The organism is Ramlibacter sp. (genome assembly GCF_028292805.1).
Taxonomy (GTDB): domain Bacteria; phylum Pseudomonadota; class Gammaproteobacteria; order Burkholderiales; family Burkholderiaceae_C; genus Ramlibacter.
In genome coordinates this window covers 1-14,620 of sequence record NZ_JAQGLS010000005.1, presented here as the reverse complement: position 1 = coordinate 14,620, position 14,620 = coordinate 1, and the positions used below count along the sequence as shown (strand labels likewise).

Annotated in this window: 17 protein-coding genes, 3 tRNA genes and 1 pseudogene; 8 read left to right on the top strand and 13 right to left on the bottom strand. The window is 68.2% G+C overall.

Features of this window, described 5'->3' with window-relative positions:
- Nucleotides 1-204: pseudogene (locus JWP65_RS00220) on the top strand (hypothetical protein); the annotation flags it as partial.
- Nucleotides 205-362: 158 nt separating this feature from the next.
- Here JWP65_RS00220 and JWP65_RS00215 read toward each other — a convergent pair.
- The 4 genes from JWP65_RS00215 to JWP65_RS00200 form a co-directional block, all read right to left on the bottom strand.
- The gene (locus JWP65_RS00215; protein WP_299759210.1) at nt 363-518 is read right to left on the bottom strand and encodes a hypothetical protein; all 156 of its coding nucleotides are present in this window, start codon (nt 516-518) and stop codon (nt 363-365) included.
- A 10-nt stretch (nt 519-528) separates the two neighbouring features.
- Nucleotides 529-678 (bottom strand): stereocilin, encoded by a 150-nt coding sequence (locus JWP65_RS00210; protein ID WP_299759208.1) that lies wholly within the window; start codon nt 676-678, stop codon nt 529-531.
- Between the two features lie 10 nt (nt 679-688).
- Nucleotides 689-859, bottom strand: a complete 171-nt coding sequence (locus JWP65_RS00205; RefSeq protein WP_299759206.1) for a hypothetical protein — start codon at nt 857-859, stop codon at nt 689-691.
- A gap of 93 nt (nt 860-952) precedes the next feature.
- Complete coding sequence (locus JWP65_RS00200; RefSeq protein WP_299759204.1) at nt 953-1,258, bottom strand: hypothetical protein; 306 nt, start codon at nt 1,256-1,258, stop codon at nt 953-955.
- 264 nt (nt 1,259-1,522) lie between these two features.
- Here JWP65_RS00200 and JWP65_RS00195 point away from each other — a divergent pair, with 264 nt between their 5' ends.
- On the top strand, nt 1,523-1,861 hold the full coding sequence (locus JWP65_RS00195; RefSeq protein ID WP_299759202.1) for a hypothetical protein: 339 nt from the start codon (nt 1,523-1,525) through the stop codon (nt 1,859-1,861).
- 90 nt (nt 1,862-1,951) lie between these two features.
- Here JWP65_RS00195 and JWP65_RS00190 read toward each other — a convergent pair whose 3' ends face one another.
- The 9 genes from JWP65_RS00190 to folC all read right to left on the bottom strand — a co-directional run bounded on the left by JWP65_RS00190 (nt 1,952) and on the right by folC (nt 8,594).
- On the bottom strand, nt 1,952-2,524 hold the full coding sequence (locus JWP65_RS00190) for a hypothetical protein (protein WP_299759200.1): 573 nt from the start codon (nt 2,522-2,524) through the stop codon (nt 1,952-1,954).
- 106 nt (nt 2,525-2,630) lie between these two features.
- Nucleotides 2,631-2,707 (bottom strand) — tRNA-Asp (locus tag JWP65_RS00185).
- Between the two features lie 112 nt (nt 2,708-2,819).
- Nucleotides 2,820-2,895: transfer RNA gene (locus JWP65_RS00180), tRNA-Glu, on the bottom strand.
- 16 nt (nt 2,896-2,911) lie between these two features.
- Nucleotides 2,912-2,987: transfer RNA gene (locus JWP65_RS00175), tRNA-Ala, on the bottom strand.
- Between the two features lie 64 nt (nt 2,988-3,051).
- Nucleotides 3,052-4,434 (bottom strand): glutamate--tRNA ligase, encoded by a 1,383-nt coding sequence (gltX, locus tag JWP65_RS00170; protein WP_299759199.1) that lies wholly within the window; start codon nt 4,432-4,434, stop codon nt 3,052-3,054.
- Nucleotides 4,435-4,552: 118 nt separating this feature from the next.
- Complete coding sequence (purF, locus tag JWP65_RS00165) at nt 4,553-6,061, bottom strand: amidophosphoribosyltransferase (protein WP_299759197.1); 1,509 nt, start codon at nt 6,059-6,061, stop codon at nt 4,553-4,555.
- A 19-nt stretch (nt 6,062-6,080) separates the two neighbouring features.
- Entirely contained in the window at nt 6,081-6,566 is a 486-nt protein-coding gene (locus JWP65_RS00160) for a CvpA family protein (protein WP_299759195.1), read from the bottom strand.
- A complete protein-coding gene (locus tag JWP65_RS00155; RefSeq protein WP_299759193.1) occupies nt 6,566-7,294 on the bottom strand; it encodes an SPOR domain-containing protein in 729 nt (242 codons plus the stop codon). Before JWP65_RS00155 ends, JWP65_RS00160 begins: the two co-directional genes overlap by 1 nt.
- A 13-nt stretch (nt 7,295-7,307) precedes the next feature.
- A complete protein-coding gene (gene folC, locus JWP65_RS00150) occupies nt 7,308-8,594 on the bottom strand; it encodes a bifunctional tetrahydrofolate synthase/dihydrofolate synthase (RefSeq protein WP_299759191.1) in 1,287 nt (428 codons plus the stop codon).
- Nucleotides 8,595-8,764: 170 nt separating this feature from the next.
- Here folC and JWP65_RS00145 point away from each other — a divergent pair, with 170 nt between their 5' ends.
- Genes JWP65_RS00145 through JWP65_RS00120 form a run of 6 tightly spaced genes read left to right on the top strand, consistent with a single transcriptional unit; the run spans nt 8,765 to nt 14,477 of the window.
- Entirely contained in the window at nt 8,765-9,400 is a 636-nt protein-coding gene (locus JWP65_RS00145; protein ID WP_299759190.1) for a molecular chaperone TorD family protein, read from the top strand.
- On the top strand, nt 9,397-9,603 hold the full coding sequence (locus JWP65_RS00140; RefSeq protein ID WP_299759188.1) for a formate dehydrogenase: 207 nt from the start codon (nt 9,397-9,399) through the stop codon (nt 9,601-9,603). The genes JWP65_RS00145 and JWP65_RS00140 overlap by 4 nt, the downstream gene beginning before the upstream one ends.
- Before the next feature lie 12 nt (nt 9,604-9,615).
- Nucleotides 9,616-12,486, top strand: coding sequence for a molybdopterin-dependent oxidoreductase (locus JWP65_RS00135; protein ID WP_299759186.1), 2,871 nt, complete (start codon nt 9,616-9,618; stop codon nt 12,484-12,486).
- A 34-nt stretch (nt 12,487-12,520) separates the two neighbouring features.
- Nucleotides 12,521-13,189, top strand: coding sequence for a formate dehydrogenase FDH3 subunit beta (gene fdh3B / locus JWP65_RS00130; RefSeq protein ID WP_299759184.1), 669 nt, complete (start codon nt 12,521-12,523; stop codon nt 13,187-13,189).
- Entirely contained in the window at nt 13,186-13,413 is a 228-nt protein-coding gene (locus JWP65_RS00125) for a hypothetical protein (RefSeq protein ID WP_299759182.1), read from the top strand. Before fdh3B ends, JWP65_RS00125 begins: the two co-directional genes overlap by 4 nt.
- Nucleotides 13,410-14,477, top strand: coding sequence for a formate dehydrogenase subunit gamma (locus JWP65_RS00120; RefSeq protein ID WP_299759180.1), 1,068 nt, complete (start codon nt 13,410-13,412; stop codon nt 14,475-14,477). The genes JWP65_RS00125 and JWP65_RS00120 overlap by 4 nt, the downstream gene beginning before the upstream one ends.
- Nucleotides 14,478-14,620: the final 143 nt, after the last annotated feature.

The window sequence follows — 14,620 nt, the reverse complement described above, 5'->3', positions numbered from 1 at the left end:
CCGCCCGAGTGCGGCGTGCTGGTGCTGGAACGAGACCGGCTGCAGGTCGCTCGCCCGGCGCCCAGCCGGCCCCGGCGCAAGCTGCCGTTCGGCCTGTGGATGGCGCTTGCCAAGGCGACTCCGGTGGTTGGGGTCGACGAAGGCGCCCAGGCATTGCTGGCCGACTGCGCACCCGACGGCGGCGCCGAAGCCGACGAAGGCTGACCTCTACTGCTTCGGGTGCTCGGATTTGCCGGGAACGGTGACCGGCGGGACCCGCCCCTTTTCGGGGTCCTGCGGCGTCGACGGGAGCGGCTCCGGGTTGCCGGTATCGGACGGCGACGGTGGAGCCGGGGTCGCCGCCGTGCTGGCGACACTGCCGCTCATTGCCGCCGGGCGCCTGACGCCGAATCCGCGGATGACGCGGCTTCGACGTCGGGATCGTCGTCGGTTGGGATATCGTCTTCCTGCGCGAGCTCCGGCTCTTCTTTCTCGAGGCCGGGCGGGGCAGGCACCACGCTGGACTGGATCGGGACCATGGGCAACTCCTCAGATGTGGGGCGGCTTGGCGCCGGGATCTTCCGGTTCCGCCGGTGGCAGCAGCGGACCGAATTCCGGCTCCACCGGCAGGTGGGTCGGGTTGGGCTGGGCCGGCTCGCCGTCAGGCAGCGGCTCGGGTTCGACGGGATGGATGGTCATGCGGCGCCTGTCAGAAGTCGCTCTTGCTGGCGAGCGCTTCTTCCAGGCTCGCGGTGGCTTGCGGACCCGGCTGCCCGGCGGACTCGCCGTGGCTGCGGGGCGCGGAAAAACCGTCGTCGAGCAGGAGCTGGTCGTCGGGTTCGCCGCTGTGCAGGCTGGGATCGATGTCGTACGGGATCATTGGGCGACTCCTTTGGACCGATGCTGGCGCTGAACTTGCGGCGCGGGACTCGGCGCGCAGGCCGACCGGCTGTCGGCGCGCGCCCACACAGGCTCAGGAGTTCTCTTCGACCAGCCGCCGGGCTTCGCGCCGCACGACCCGGGTGGGTTCGTGGGTGAACGGCAGCTGACGCAGCCCGGTCAGGTCTTGCAGCACGGCGTGGGCACGGTCCATGTCCGCGCCGATCATCGCCAGCGCGACTTCGTTGTGCTCCTCCCGGGCAAGGCTCAGGTACGCGTTTCTCAGCCGCTGGTAGTCCTCTTCGGCGCGGGCGATCTCGCGTTCGGCCTGGACTTGCTTGCTGCGCTCGGACCGCTCTTGCTGCGGTTGCGGCTGCCGGCGCTGGACTGGGTTGATCATGCGGCGAATCGTAGGCAGCCCCTCCTGGCGCGGCTGTAGGACAACACAGACACCAGGAAAACCGGCCTGCGCGCGCCTCACGGGCGTGGATTTTTTCCGCCACGCGCCGGGGCCGCGCTTGCCGGCCCGGGCAAGCGCGGCTACCAAAGCGGCGCCGTACAGGGTAATGTCAGGCCAGAAGCTTCGGGGTTACGCCCAATCTTTCACGGACACGCAGCGGTTCCTGGTGCCATGCTGTCGGTGTAGGGCTCTTTGGAGAACAGCATGCGCGCGTGGAAACCAACCATCCAGAGCATTTACGGCTTGTTGGGCGGGTCCCAGCGGTCCACGAAGGAGCTCGACGACGCGCTGGGCGATATCCAGGAGGCGATGCTGACCGCGCTGGGCCAGGCGGGCGCCAAGAGCTTTCCGGGGGTCGCGCGCCGCATCCAGTACGCCGACGATCTCCAGACGCTCTGGTACCTGCGGGGCGACCTGATGGCAGCGCTCGCGGACCTGCACGGCGAAGTGCATGCGCGCGAGACCATGCGCGACATCTCCGCCCAGTTCCAGGGCATGTTGCCCAAGGGGCTGACAACGCGGTCCAGTCCCCTGGGCAAGTAACGCGGCAACCCTCATCCACCGGAAAGACAAAGGGCCTTGCGGCTGAAGCTGCAAGGCCCTGGCTGTTTCTGGCGCACTTGGCTGCGCGACCTACTCCCCCATGTGGTGCCATTCGTCCTCGGGCAGGCTCTTCATGAAGGCGAAGACCTTCTGCAGGCAGGAATGCGTTGCGGCCCATTCGATGTGCTCGCGAAAGAAGACCCTCTTGGTGATCGACGGCGTGACATCCCAGGCGCCCTCCAGCGGAGGCTGCGCCGGCTGCCAGCCCACGACGGTTCGCCTTCTCTCCGGCAGCATCTCGTAGAGCTGTTGCCATCTTGCGGGCTTGGGACAGACGCGATTGTTCCTGCGCGCCTCCGCCATCACTTCGACGACAGAAAGTTCTCGCCGCACCGGGAGCGGAAGCTGCGCGACAGACTCCAGCGGCGCGGGAACCGTCGGTGCATAGCCGCGGTTTTCGGCGGCAACCAGATCGGACCACAACGCCCAGGTCGTGTCGGTGTTCATCTCCACCGCGTCGGCCCTGGGGATCGGGTCACCTCGCAGATAAGGCGACAGCGTGTCGCTGTGGGCCTCGCGACGCTGTGCGGGGGCGCCGGGTTCCGGCTTGTCCGCGTCGGGAGGAGCGGGCGTGGCCGACGGTTTCCTTGGGGTACTGCTCATGCGACGACTGCTTTCGATGACGTGCCCTGCCGCGGCACTCGCCCTTGCGGACGCGCACAAGAAAAAGGGTTTGCTGCCGTTTTCACGGCAGCAAACCCTCTTGTTTTGGCGGAGTGGACGGGACTCGAACCCGCGACCCCCGGCGTGACAGGCCGGTATTCTAACCAACTGAACTACCACTCCTGGTAGCAGCAACGTCCGCTCTTGCGAGCCAAGCCGCCTGCCCTTGCGGGCCGGCTGTTGCCGACTTGTGCCTCTTGACCCAAGGCCAGTCCGAAGACTGACCTTGGCGATTTGGCGACCCTACGGGGATTCGAACCCCGGTACTTACCGTGAAAGGGTAATGTCCTAGGCCTCTAGACGATAGGGTCAAAACCTGAACTTCGGTGGTGGAGGTAAACGGGATCGAACCGATGACCTCTTGCATGCCATGCAAGCGCTCTCCCAGCTGAGCTATACCCCCCAAACTGCCGCTGCTTCTTTCGTCGCCTCGTCAATTTCCGAGCCTCGAATTATAGCCTGAAAAATCAGGCGTCTTGCAGACGAGCGACGACAGTTTCTCGATCGCTGAGCGCGAGCACCGCGTCGAGCGACGGAGTCTGCGTCGTGCCGAGCACCAGCAGGCGCACGGGCATGGCCAGCTGCGGCATCTTCAGGCCGGTGGCGCGCAGCACTTCCTTGATGCATTCGGTGATGGCCGCCTTGTCCCACGCGACGCTCTCCAGCATCTTCGCGAGCATCGACACAGCCGGGCGCACGCCCTCGGTGATGTGCTTGGCGCGCTCCTCGGCCGACACCTGCACCGGTTTGTAGAAGCGCTCGCACCAGTCGGCCAGCGCGATGGTGGTGTCGCAGCGGTCCTTGAGCAGGCCGCAGATGCGCGGCAGGCGCTCGTCCGGCGTGATGCCGCGCGCCTTGAAGTGCGCGGCCACCATCGGCGCGAGCACTTCGTCGGCCGCCGCCTTCATGTGCTGCGCGTTCACCCAGCGCAGCTTGGCGTCGTCGAACTGCGCCGCGCTCTTGCCCAGGTGGTCCAGGTTGAACCATTGCAGGAACTGCTCGCGGCTGAAGATCTCGTCGTCGCCGTGCGACCAGCCCAGGCGCGCCAGGTAGTTCACCACGCCTTCGGCCAGGAAGCCTTCGTCGCGCCAGGCCGTGACTGCCTTGGCGCCGTTGCGCTTGCTCATCTTCTCGCCCTGCTCGTTCAGCACGGTGGGCAGGTGCGCGAACACCGGCGGCTCGTAGCCGAGCGCGCGGAAGATGTTGATCTGGCGCGGCGTGTTGTTGACGTGGTCGTCGCCGCGGATCACGTGCGTGATCCGCATGTCGATGTCGTCGACCACCACGCAGAAGTTGTACGTCGGCGTGCCGTCCGGCCGCGCGATCACCAGGTCGTCGAGTTCGTCATTGCCGATCTCGATGCGGCCCTTGACCTTGTCGTCCCAGGCCACCACGCCGCCCACCGGGTTCTTGAACCGCAGCACCGGCTTGACGCCTTCGGGCACAGGCGGCAGCTGCTTGCCCGGCTCGGGCCGCCAGGTGCCGTCGTAGCGCGGTTTTTCCTTGTTCGCCATCTGCCGCTCGCGCAGGGCGTCGAGGTCGGCCACGCTCATGTAGCAGGGATAGACCAGGCCTTTGTCCTGCATGTCGCGCACGGCTTCGCGGTAGCGGTCCATGCGCTGCATCTGGTAGAACGGCCCCTCGTCGGGATCGAGGCCGAGCCAGCGCATCCCTTCGAGGATGACGTCGACGGCCTCCTGCGAGGAGCGCTCCTGGTCGGTGTCCTCGATGCGCAGGATGAAGGTGCCGCCCTGCGAGCGGGCGAACGCCCACGGATAGAGGGCGGAGCGGATGTTGCCGAGGTGGATGAAACCAGTCGGCGAGGGGGCAAAGCGGGTTCTGACTTTCACGGTGGGGATTTTGCTCCATCCGGGAAGGGTGAGCTTCAAGGCAGGTCGCGGCAGGCGGCGAAAGTAGAACGTACCGCCCCCACCCCCAGCCCTCCCCCGAAGCGGAGGGAGGACGACATCAGGCCACTTCAGGATTCGGAATCGACAGCCGCGTCGTGTTTTCTTCCAGCGGATCTTCCTGTCCCACCCGCGCCTCGTTGATGCGCGTGATGTCGTCCGGGTTGATGTCGCCGGTGACGTACACGCCGTCGAAGCACGAGGCATCGAAGCCGTCGATCCTGGGGTTGAGCGAGCCGATCGCCTTCTTCATGCCGGCCACGTCCTGGTAGATCAGCGCGTCGCAGCCGATGGTGACGCGGATCTCTTCCACCGTGCGGTTGTGCGCCACCAGTTCGCTGGAGGTCGGCATGTCGATGCCGTAGACGTTGGGAAAGCGCACCGGCGGCGCGGCGCTGGCCAGGTAGACCTTGCGGGCGCCGGCGTCGCGCGCCATTTGCACGATCTCGCTGGAGGTGGTGCCGCGCACGATCGAATCGTCCACCAGCAGCACGTTGCGGCCCTTGAACTCGCTCTGGATCACGTTGAGTTTCTGCCGCACCGACTTCTTGCGCACGCCCTGCCCCGGCATGATGAAGGTCCGGCCCACGTAGCGGTTCTTGACGAAGCCCTCGCGGTACGGAATGCCCAGCAGCTGCGCCAGCTGCATCGCGCTCGGGCGGCTGGACTCGGGGATCGGGATCACGACGTCGATCTCGTTGGGCGGTACGGTGGAGATCACGCGCTTGGCCAGCGTCTCGCCCAGGTTCAGGCGGGCCTGGTAGACGGAGATGCCGTCCATCACCGAATCGGGCCGCGCCAGGTAGACGAATTCGAAGATGCACGGCGACAGCTGCGTCTTCTGGGCGCATTGCCGCGAATGCACCTTGCCGTCCATGTCGATGAACACCGCCTCCCCGGGCGCCAGGTCGCGCTCGAACACGTGGCCGGTGCCGTCCAGCGTCACCGATTCGCTGGCCACCATCACCGTGCCGTTGGCGCTGCGCCCCATGCACAGCGGGCGGATGCCGTACGGGTCGCGAAACGCCAGCAGGCCGTGGCCGGCGATCAAGGTCACCACGGCATAGGAGCCGCGGATGCGCTTGTGCACGTTGGCCACCGCGTCGAACACGTCCTGCGGCGTCAGCGACACGCCCCGCGTGGTCCGCTCCAGCTCGTGGGCGAACACGTTCACCAGCACCTCGGTGTCGCTCTCGGTGTTGATGTGGCGGTGGTCGGTGGAGAACAGCTCCGCCTTCAGCGCCTGTGCGTTGGTCAGGTTGCCGTTGTGCGCCAGCGTGATGCCGAACGGCGCGTTGACGTAGAACGGCTGCGCCTCTTCCTCGCTGTAGGCATTGCCGGCGGTGGGATAGCGCACCTGCCCCAGGCCGGCATTGCCCGGCAGCGCCCGCATGTTGCGGGTGCGAAAGACGTCACGCACCATGCCCTTGGCCTTGTGCATGAAGACCTTGCGGCCCTGCAGCGTGACGATGCCGGCCGCATCCTGCCCGCGGTGCTGCAGCAGCAGCAATGCGTCATAGATCAGCTGGTTGACCGGCCCCTGGCTGACGATGCCGACGATTCCGCACATGATGTTTCCGCTTCCACTGTTAGGCCGGAAGGTAGGCCCCGAACGTCTCGGGCACCACCGGCTTCAAACCCCGCAAGGCGGCCGTCGCTACGCCGGCCGCCATCGATTCCGTCCACCAGGCGCCATCTTTGAGCCCGGTGAGGTGGACCACCACGGCCAGCACCAGCACCACCAAGGCGCCGCGCACCAGCCCGAACAGGCCGCCCAGCGCCCTGTCCACCGGCCGCAGGCCCACCGCCTCGACCATCTTCTTCGTCAGCCAGGCCAGCAAACCGCCGGCGAACACCGCGGCGATGAACACCAGCAGGAAGCCCGCCGCGTACCGCAGGGCTTGTGCCCAGCCCACCGGCATCATTTGCGCCGCCGCCGGCGCGAACCACTGGGCCAGCAGGAACGCCGCGATCCAGCTGAGCACCGACAACACCTCGTAGACCAGCCCGCGCCACAACCCCAGCAGCATGGAGGCCGCCAGGACGGCCAAGACGATCCAGTCGAGGTTGGACACTACAAGGCGAGGACGGCGGCCGGCAAGTCCAGCCCCTTGATCTTCTCGGCGGCTTCGGCGGCCGCGGCGCGCGACATGAACGGGCCGGCGCGCACCCGGATGCGCTTGCCGTCTTTGGTGTCCGCCACGTTGGTGTAGTTCGGCAACCCCGCCTTGTGCAGCTTCTGCTGGGCCAGCTTCGCCTTGTCGTTGTCGGCGAAGGCGCCGACCTGGACCACGAAGCGCTCGCCCGCCGCTGCCGTGTCGACAGCCTTGCCTTCCAGCAAAGCGCGGGCCTTGGCGGCCTCGACCGCGACCGGCGGCCTGGCTTCGGCCTTGGGCTCCGGCTTTTTATCGACGACGGCGGCCTCGACCTTGGCGGGCTTGTCCACTGCCACCGGCTTGGGCTCGGCGGCGGCGACAGGCGGCGCCACGGTGGGCACCGCCTCGGGCGCCGGGTCCTTGCTCTCGGTGATCACCGCCGACTCCGGCGTGACCTTGCCCACGGCCACCGCCGGCGGCAGCGGCTTGACCTTGTTGCGGTCCGGGATCTCGATCGGGATGTCCACGGCCACCGGCCGCGGCTGCGTGTCGAACAGGATGGGAAAGCCAACGACGGCGGCCAGCACCAGCACCACGGCGCCGATCAGGCGGTGGCGCGCGCGCCGCCGCATGGCTTCGATACTCTCGGCGGGTGAGGAGGGGGCCACTGGTTCGTCGGCCCCTTTGCGTTTCTTGAACAAGGCCATGCGTGAGGCGATTTCAGCCCAGGTGTTTGGCGGCTAGGCGGGGCACACCCTGCTGCAGCACGCCACCCACGGTGAAGAACGATCCGAAGACCAGAATTCTATCAGCCGGCCCAGCGGCGGCCACCGCGGCGCGGAACGCTTCCTGCGGGTCCGCATGGGTACTCGTTGGCACTTGGCGCCGCTCGCCCAACCCCTGCCACAAGGCCAGCAGCTCCTGCGCCGAAGCGGCGCGGGCCGTCGGCAGGTCGGTAAAGTACCAGCGGTCCACCAGCGGGCCGATCTTCGCCAGCATGGTCGCCAGGTCTTTGTCCCCCATGGCGCCCAGCACCGCATGCGTGGCGGGGTAGAAGCCCATGTTGTCCAGGTTGGCCGCCAGCGCCGCCACCGCGTGCGGGTTGTGGGCCACGTCCAGCACCAGCGTCGGCTGGCCCGGCACGATCTGGAAGCGCCCGGGCAGTTCCACCATCGCCAGCCCGTTGCGCACCGCCTGCGCCGTCACCGGCAGGCTCGGGCGCAGCGCCTCCAGCGCAGCCAGCACGCCCGAGGCGTTGAGCAACTGGTTGGCGCCGCGCAACGCCGGATAGGCCAGGCCGGCATAGCGGCGGCCGCGCCCGGCCCAGGCCCACTGCTGCTTGTCGCCGGAAAAATTGAAATCGCGCCCCAGCAGCCAGAGGTCAGCGCCGATCGCTTCCGCATGCGCCAGCAGGCTGGCCGGCGGCACCGGGTCGCTGACGATGGCCGGCTTGCCCGCGCGCAGGATGCCGGCCTTTTCGCGGCCTATGCTTTCGCGGTCGGGGCCCAGATAGTCCATGTGGTCCAGGGCTATGCTGGTGACGATCGCGCAGTCGGTGTCGATCACGTTGACGGCGTCGAGCCGTCCGCCCAGCCCCACCTCCAGGATCGCCACGTCCAGTTCGCTGGCCGCCATCAGGCTCAGGATTGCCAGCGTAGTAAATTCGAAGTAGGTCAGCGTGGCGCCCTGGCGCGCCTCCTCGACCCGCCGGAAGTGCGGCACCAGCGCTTGCGGCTTGGCGATCTCGCCGCCGATGCGGCAGCGTTCCTCGAAGTGCACCAGGTGCGGCGAGGTGTAGACGCCAGGCCGCCAGCCGGCCTGCAGCGTGATCGCTTCCAGCATGGCGCAGGTCGAGCCCTTGCCGTTGGTGCCGGCCACCGTCACCACCGGGCAGGCAAAACGCAGCTGCATGCGCTGCGCCACCTCGCGCACGCGCTCCAGGCCCAGGTCGATGCTCTTGGGGTGCAGCCGCTCGCAATGCGCGAGCCACTCGCTCAGTTGTTCCATGCCCCCATTGTCCAGTGTCCGGCTGTCCCGCATCACGGCCGAGGACATTGCAACGCGGCAACGCTCTCCAAATGCAACAGATCCGGCGTTCCGCCCCAAGGAAGAGTTTCCCCTCGGTATTCTGGTTTCTTGGGGGGAAATGCATGCGAGTTGCAACGACCATCGCGACAGTGGACACGCCGCCCGGCCTGCACGCCCAGGACCGCGCGGACGTCTACGCACTGCTGGCCAGGCTGCTGTTCGGCGCCGATGCTGCCGCGCTGGCCGCCTTGCCCCATGCCCCGCCCTGGCCGGGCACGGCAGGGGCCGCCGCCGCCTGGGAGTCCCTGCAGCACGCGGCAGCTCGCTGCAACGCCACGGCCGCGGCGGAATTCGGTGCGCTGTTCGTCGCCGCCGGCACGCCGCCGCTGAACCCCCACGAGTGCTACTACGTCGCCGGCTGCCTGATGGACAAGCCGCTGGCCTTGCTGCGCCGCGACCTGCAGGCACTTGGACTGGCCCGCCCCGAAGGCGTGACCGAACTCGAGGACCACCTCGGCGCCCTGTGCGAGGCCATGCGCGTGCTGGTCGAGCGCGGCCGGCCGCTGGAGCAGCAGGGCGACTTCTTTCGCAAGCACCTCGCCGGCTGGGCTGGCGCCTGCCTGCACGACATCCGCAGCGCGCCGGCGGCCGACTTCTACGCCGCCCTGGCCGATTTCATCGAGGCCTTCTTCGCCACCGAAGCCGCCCTGTTCGGCATCGAGCCGGTCGCAGCCCCGCACGAACCCACAGCCTACCAATGGAGAACAGGAGCCCTGCAGCCATGAAGCGCCCGCCGATGGACCCAAAGAGAAGACGGATCCTGGCCACCGCCGGCAGCATCGGCGCAGCCGGTGTCGCCGCCAGTGTGCTCGGCCCCGCCGCCGGCGCTCCCGTGGCCGCGGCAGCGCCGGCACGCAAGGCCAGCGCGCCGAGTGGCTACCGCGAGACGGAGCACACCCGCACCTACTACCGGCTCGCCCGCTACTGACCGGAGCGCTGCATGCCCTTGCTCACCCGCAAGTTCCCCCCCAGCGCCGTGGCGGTCGGGCGCCGGCCCCTGCCCCGGCCCGCGGCGCAAGCTGCGGTCGGCCGCCGCGGCTTCCTCACCGCGGCCGGCCTGGCCGGAGGTCTCGCCGCGCTGGCACGCGACCAGCCGAACCGCGTGATCGGCGAAGCGCATGCGCAGACCGCCCCGCCGGCCCAGGCGCCGGTGGAAGTCAAACACACCGTGTGCAGCCACTGCTCGGTCGGCTGCTCGGTGGAGGCGGTGGTGCAGAACGGCGTGTGGATCCGGCAGGACACCGCCTTCGACTCGCCCATCAACATGGGCGCGCACTGCGCCAAGGGCGCCTCGGTGCGCGAGCACGGCCACGGCGAGCACCGGCTGCGCTACCCGATGAAGCTGGTGGATGGCAAGTACCAGCGCATCAGCTGGGACCAGGCCACCGCGGAAGTGGGCGACAAGCTGCTGCAGCTGCGCGAGCAGGCCGGCCCGGAGGCCATCTACTGGATCGGCTCCAGCAAGCACAACAACGAGCAGGCCTACCTGCTGCGCAAGTTCGTTTCCATGTGGGGCTCGAACAACTGCGACCACCAGGCCCGCATCTGTCACTCGACCACGGTCGCCGGCGTGGCCCAGACCTTCGGCTACGGGGCGATGACCAACTCGTTCAACGACCTGCACCACTCCAAGGCGGTGCTGTTCATCGGCGCCAATCCGGCCGAGGCGCACCCGATCTCGATGCTGCACTTCCTGCACGCCAAGGAGCTGGGCGCCAAGATGGTGGTGATCGACCCGCGCTTCACCCGCACCGCGCGCTTCGCCCACCATTACATGCGAATCCGCCCCGGCACCGACATCGCGCTGGTGTGGGGGATGCTGTGGCACATCTTCAAGAACGGCTGGGAAGACCAGGCCTACATCGCGCAACGCACCTACGGCATGGACGAAGTGCGGCGCGAGGTCGAAAAATGGACGCCCGAACGCGTCAGCGACGTGACGGGCGTGCCGGAAACCAGCGTGCGGCTGGCGGCCGAGATGCTGGCGACCAACAAGCCATCGTCCGTCGTGTGGTGCATGGGGATCACGCAGCACAGCGTGGGCACGGCCAACGTGCGCGCCTTGTCGATCCTGCAACTGGTGCTGGGCAACGTGGGCCTCGCCGGCGGCGGCGCCAACATCTACCGCGGCCATGACAACGTGCAAGGTGCAACCGACGTCGGGCCGAACCCGGACTCGCTGCCCGGCTACTACGGCATCGCCGAAGGCGCGTGGAAGCACTTCGCCACTGTCTGGGGCGTCGATTACAACTGGCTGCTCTCGCGCTTCGGCTCCAAGGCGCTGATGGAAAAGCCAGGCACCACCGTCTCGCGCTGGTACGACGCCGTGCTGGAAAACCGCGCCCACCTCGACCAGCCGGGAAACGTCCGCGCCTGCGTCTTCTGGGGCCACGCGCCGAACAGCATCACGCGCATGCCCGACATGCAGGCGGCGATGAAAAAGCTCGAGCTGCTGGTGGTGATCGACCCCTACCCCACCATGACGGCGGCGATGCACGGCCGCACCGACGGCGTCTACCTGCTGCCTTCGACCACGCAGTTCGAGACGCAGGGCTCGTGCACGGCGTCCAACCGCAGCATCCAGTGGCGCGAGCGCGTGATCCAGCCACTGTTCGAGTGCAAGACCGACCACGAGATCATGTACCGCTTGGCGCGCAAGTTCGGCTTCCACGAACAGCTGTGCAAGAACATCGCCGTGGTGCGCGACGAGCCCGTCATCGAGGACATCCTGCGCGAGATCAACCGCTCGTGCTGGACCATCGGCTACACCGGCTGCTCGCCGGAGCGGCTGAAGCTGCACATGCACAACAAGCACACCTTCAGCCCGACCTCCCTGCGCGCGGACGACGGCCCGTGCAAGGGCGACTACTACGGCCTGCCGTGGCCGTGCTGGGGCACGCCGCAGTTGAAGCACCCCGGCACCCCGGTGCTGTACGACATCTCCAGGCCGGTGGCCGAGGGCGGCCTGCCGTTTCGCGCCAACTGGGGCGTCGAGTACCAGGGCGTGAGCCTGCTGGCCCCCGACGGCTCCGCGCCCCGCGGCAGCGAAATCGACACCGGCTACCCGGAGTTCGACCACGTGCTGCTCAAGAAGCTGGGCTGGTGGTCGGAACTGACGCCCCAGGAGCAGCTGCAGGCGGAAGGCAAGAACTGGAAGACCGACGCTTCGGGGGGGATCATCCGCGTGGTCATCGGCCACGGCTGCGCGCCCTACGGCAACGCGCGCGCCCGCGCCCATGTCTGGAATTTCCCGGACCCGGTGCCCGTGCACCGCGAGCCGATCATGAGCCCGCGCCGCGACCTGGTGGCGCAGCACCCCACCTACGACGACAAGAAGGCGTTCTGGCGGCTGCCCACTCTCTTCAGGTCGGTGCAGGAAAAGGACTTCGCGCGCGACTATCCGCTGATCATGACCTCGGGCCGGCTGGTGGAGTACGAGGGCGGCGGCGACGAGACGCGCTCCAATCCGTGGCTGGCGGAGCTGCAGCAGGCGATGTTCGTGGAGGTGAATCCGAACGACGCCGGGCAACTGCCGATCCGCACCGGCGAGTACGTGTGGGTGGAAACGCCCGCCGGCGCCCGGCTGAAGATCATGACGCTGGTGACCCCGCGCGTGCCGCAAGGGCTGGTGTGGATGCCCTACCACTTCGGCGGCTGGTGGATGGGCGAGGACCTGCGCAAGAACTATCCGGAAGGCGCCGCGCCCATCGTTCTGGGCGAGGCCGTCAACACCGGCTGGACCTACGGCTACGACGTGGTGACCATGATGCAGGAGACCAAGGTGTCGCTCTGCCGGCTGGTCCGCGCCTGATCGACGACCCGAGGGGAGAACCATGGCTGCCCGCATGAAGTTCATCTGCGACACCGAACGCTGCATCGACTGCAACGGCTGCGTGACCGCCTGCAAGAACGAGCACGAGACGCCGTGGGGCGTGAACCGCCGGCGCGTGGTCACCATCGCCGACGGCGTGCCCGGCGAAGCCTCGATCTCGGTCGCCTGCATGCACTGCACCGACGCCCCGTGCATGGCGGTGTGCCCCGTCGACTGCTTCTATCACACGCAGGACGGCGTGGTGCTGCACGACAAGGACCTGTGCATCGGATGCGGCTACTGCTTCTACGCCTGCCCGTTCGGCGCGCCACAGTTCCCGCAGACCGGCGCCTTCAACCACCGCGGCAAGATGGACAAGTGCACCTTCTGCGCCGGTGGCCCGGCACCGGACAACACCGAAGAGGAGTTCCACAAGTACGGCCGCAACCGCCTGAGCGAAGGCAAGCTGCCGGTGTGCGCCGAGCAGTGCGCCACCAAGGCACTGCTTGGCGGCGAAGCCAACCTGATCGGCGAAATCTACAAGCACCGCGTAGAAACGCGCGGCTACGGCCCCGAGCTGTGGGGCTGGAACCTGGCCTACGACCCCGGCAAGCGCGCCGAGATCCGGAACAAGGGCGAAGGCCCCAGGACCAACCAGGTGCCGAATGCGTCGCAGAACCAGCCGCGGAAGCTGCCGACATGAAAACGCTCTGGCCCTTGCTCGGCGCCGCGCTGCTGCTGGCCGGCTGCCTCGAGGTGGAACAGCACCCGGCCTGGCGCCACGGCGCCTACGACGGCAAGCCTGACGACCTGCAGCACCAGCGCCTCTTCCACGGCGACCGCATGGCCTGGATGGCGGCGATCATCAATCGCAACTGGCGCCAGGACGAGTACCGGCGCACCTTCCACAAAGGGGGCCGGCCATGAGCGGGGCGCTGGCCCGGCGCGGCCTGCGATGGCTGCTCGCATTGGCATGCGTGCTGCTGCTGGCGCCGGCATTGCGGGCCGCCGTTCCGCACGAAGACGCCGTGCCCGCCTATGCCGAGGAGCAGACCATCCTGCAGCAGGAAAAGGACGTGCCGGAGCCCGGCTGGTTCTCGCTCGACTCGGGCCGCCGCCACTTCGACCGCAACTTCCTCGTCCCGTGGGGCCGCGACGCCGAGCCCGAGCTGATCCTCCAGCGCGGCGGCAACACCTGGCGCACGCTGCGCAACGGCCCGATCTCCACGCTGAGCGCCGCCATCTTGCTGCTGGTGCCGCTGGTCCTGTTCGGCCTGTGGCGGCTGGTCGGGCCGGCGCGCGTGACCGAGCCGGAGACTGGCCGCAGGGTGCAGCGCTTCACCCGCTGGCAACGCTGGGTGCACTGGGCAACGGCGATCGCCTTCCTGCTGCTGGCCGTGACCGGGCTGCTGATCTTCTTTGGCAAGCAGCTGCTGATCCCACTGGTGGGACACGCCGCTTTCTCGTGGCTGGCGATCGTCTCCAAGTACCTGCACAACTTCGCCGGGCCGGTGTTCATCGTCTGCTCGGTGCTGATGTTCTTCACCTTTTTGCGCGAGAACCGCTTCAACCGGCGCGACTGGCAGTGGGTCAGGCGCGGCGGCGGCATCCTGACGCACGAGCACGTGCCCGCCGGCTACTTCAACGCCGGCGAGAAGATGTGGTTCTGGTTCGGCGTGGTGCTGCTCGGCCTGGTGATGTCGGCCACCGGGCTGGTGCTGGACTTCCAGAACCTGCGCCCCACCCGCTACCTGCTGCAGTGGATGGACTACCTGCACATCGGCGGCGCCACCTTGTACATCGCGGCGGCGCTGGGCCACATCTACTTGGGCACGCTCGGCACGCCTGGCGCGTACCAGGCGATGCGGCACGGCACCGTGGACGAGAGCTGGGCCCGGGCCCACCATCGCGACTGGTACGAGCAGCTGCAGGCGCGGCAGGGCCGCACCGGCGTGGGCCCGGCCTCGTCGGCACCGGGCGACGCGCCATGAAGCGCCTGGCACTGACGGCGGCGTTGCTGCTGGCGGCCTGCGGCGCCCGCGAACAGCCGGCCCCGGTGGTGGAGGGCGTGCGCCAGACCGCCCTGCCCGGCCACGTGCGCGCCGGCGGCCGCAGCAGCGGCGAAGTGATGGCG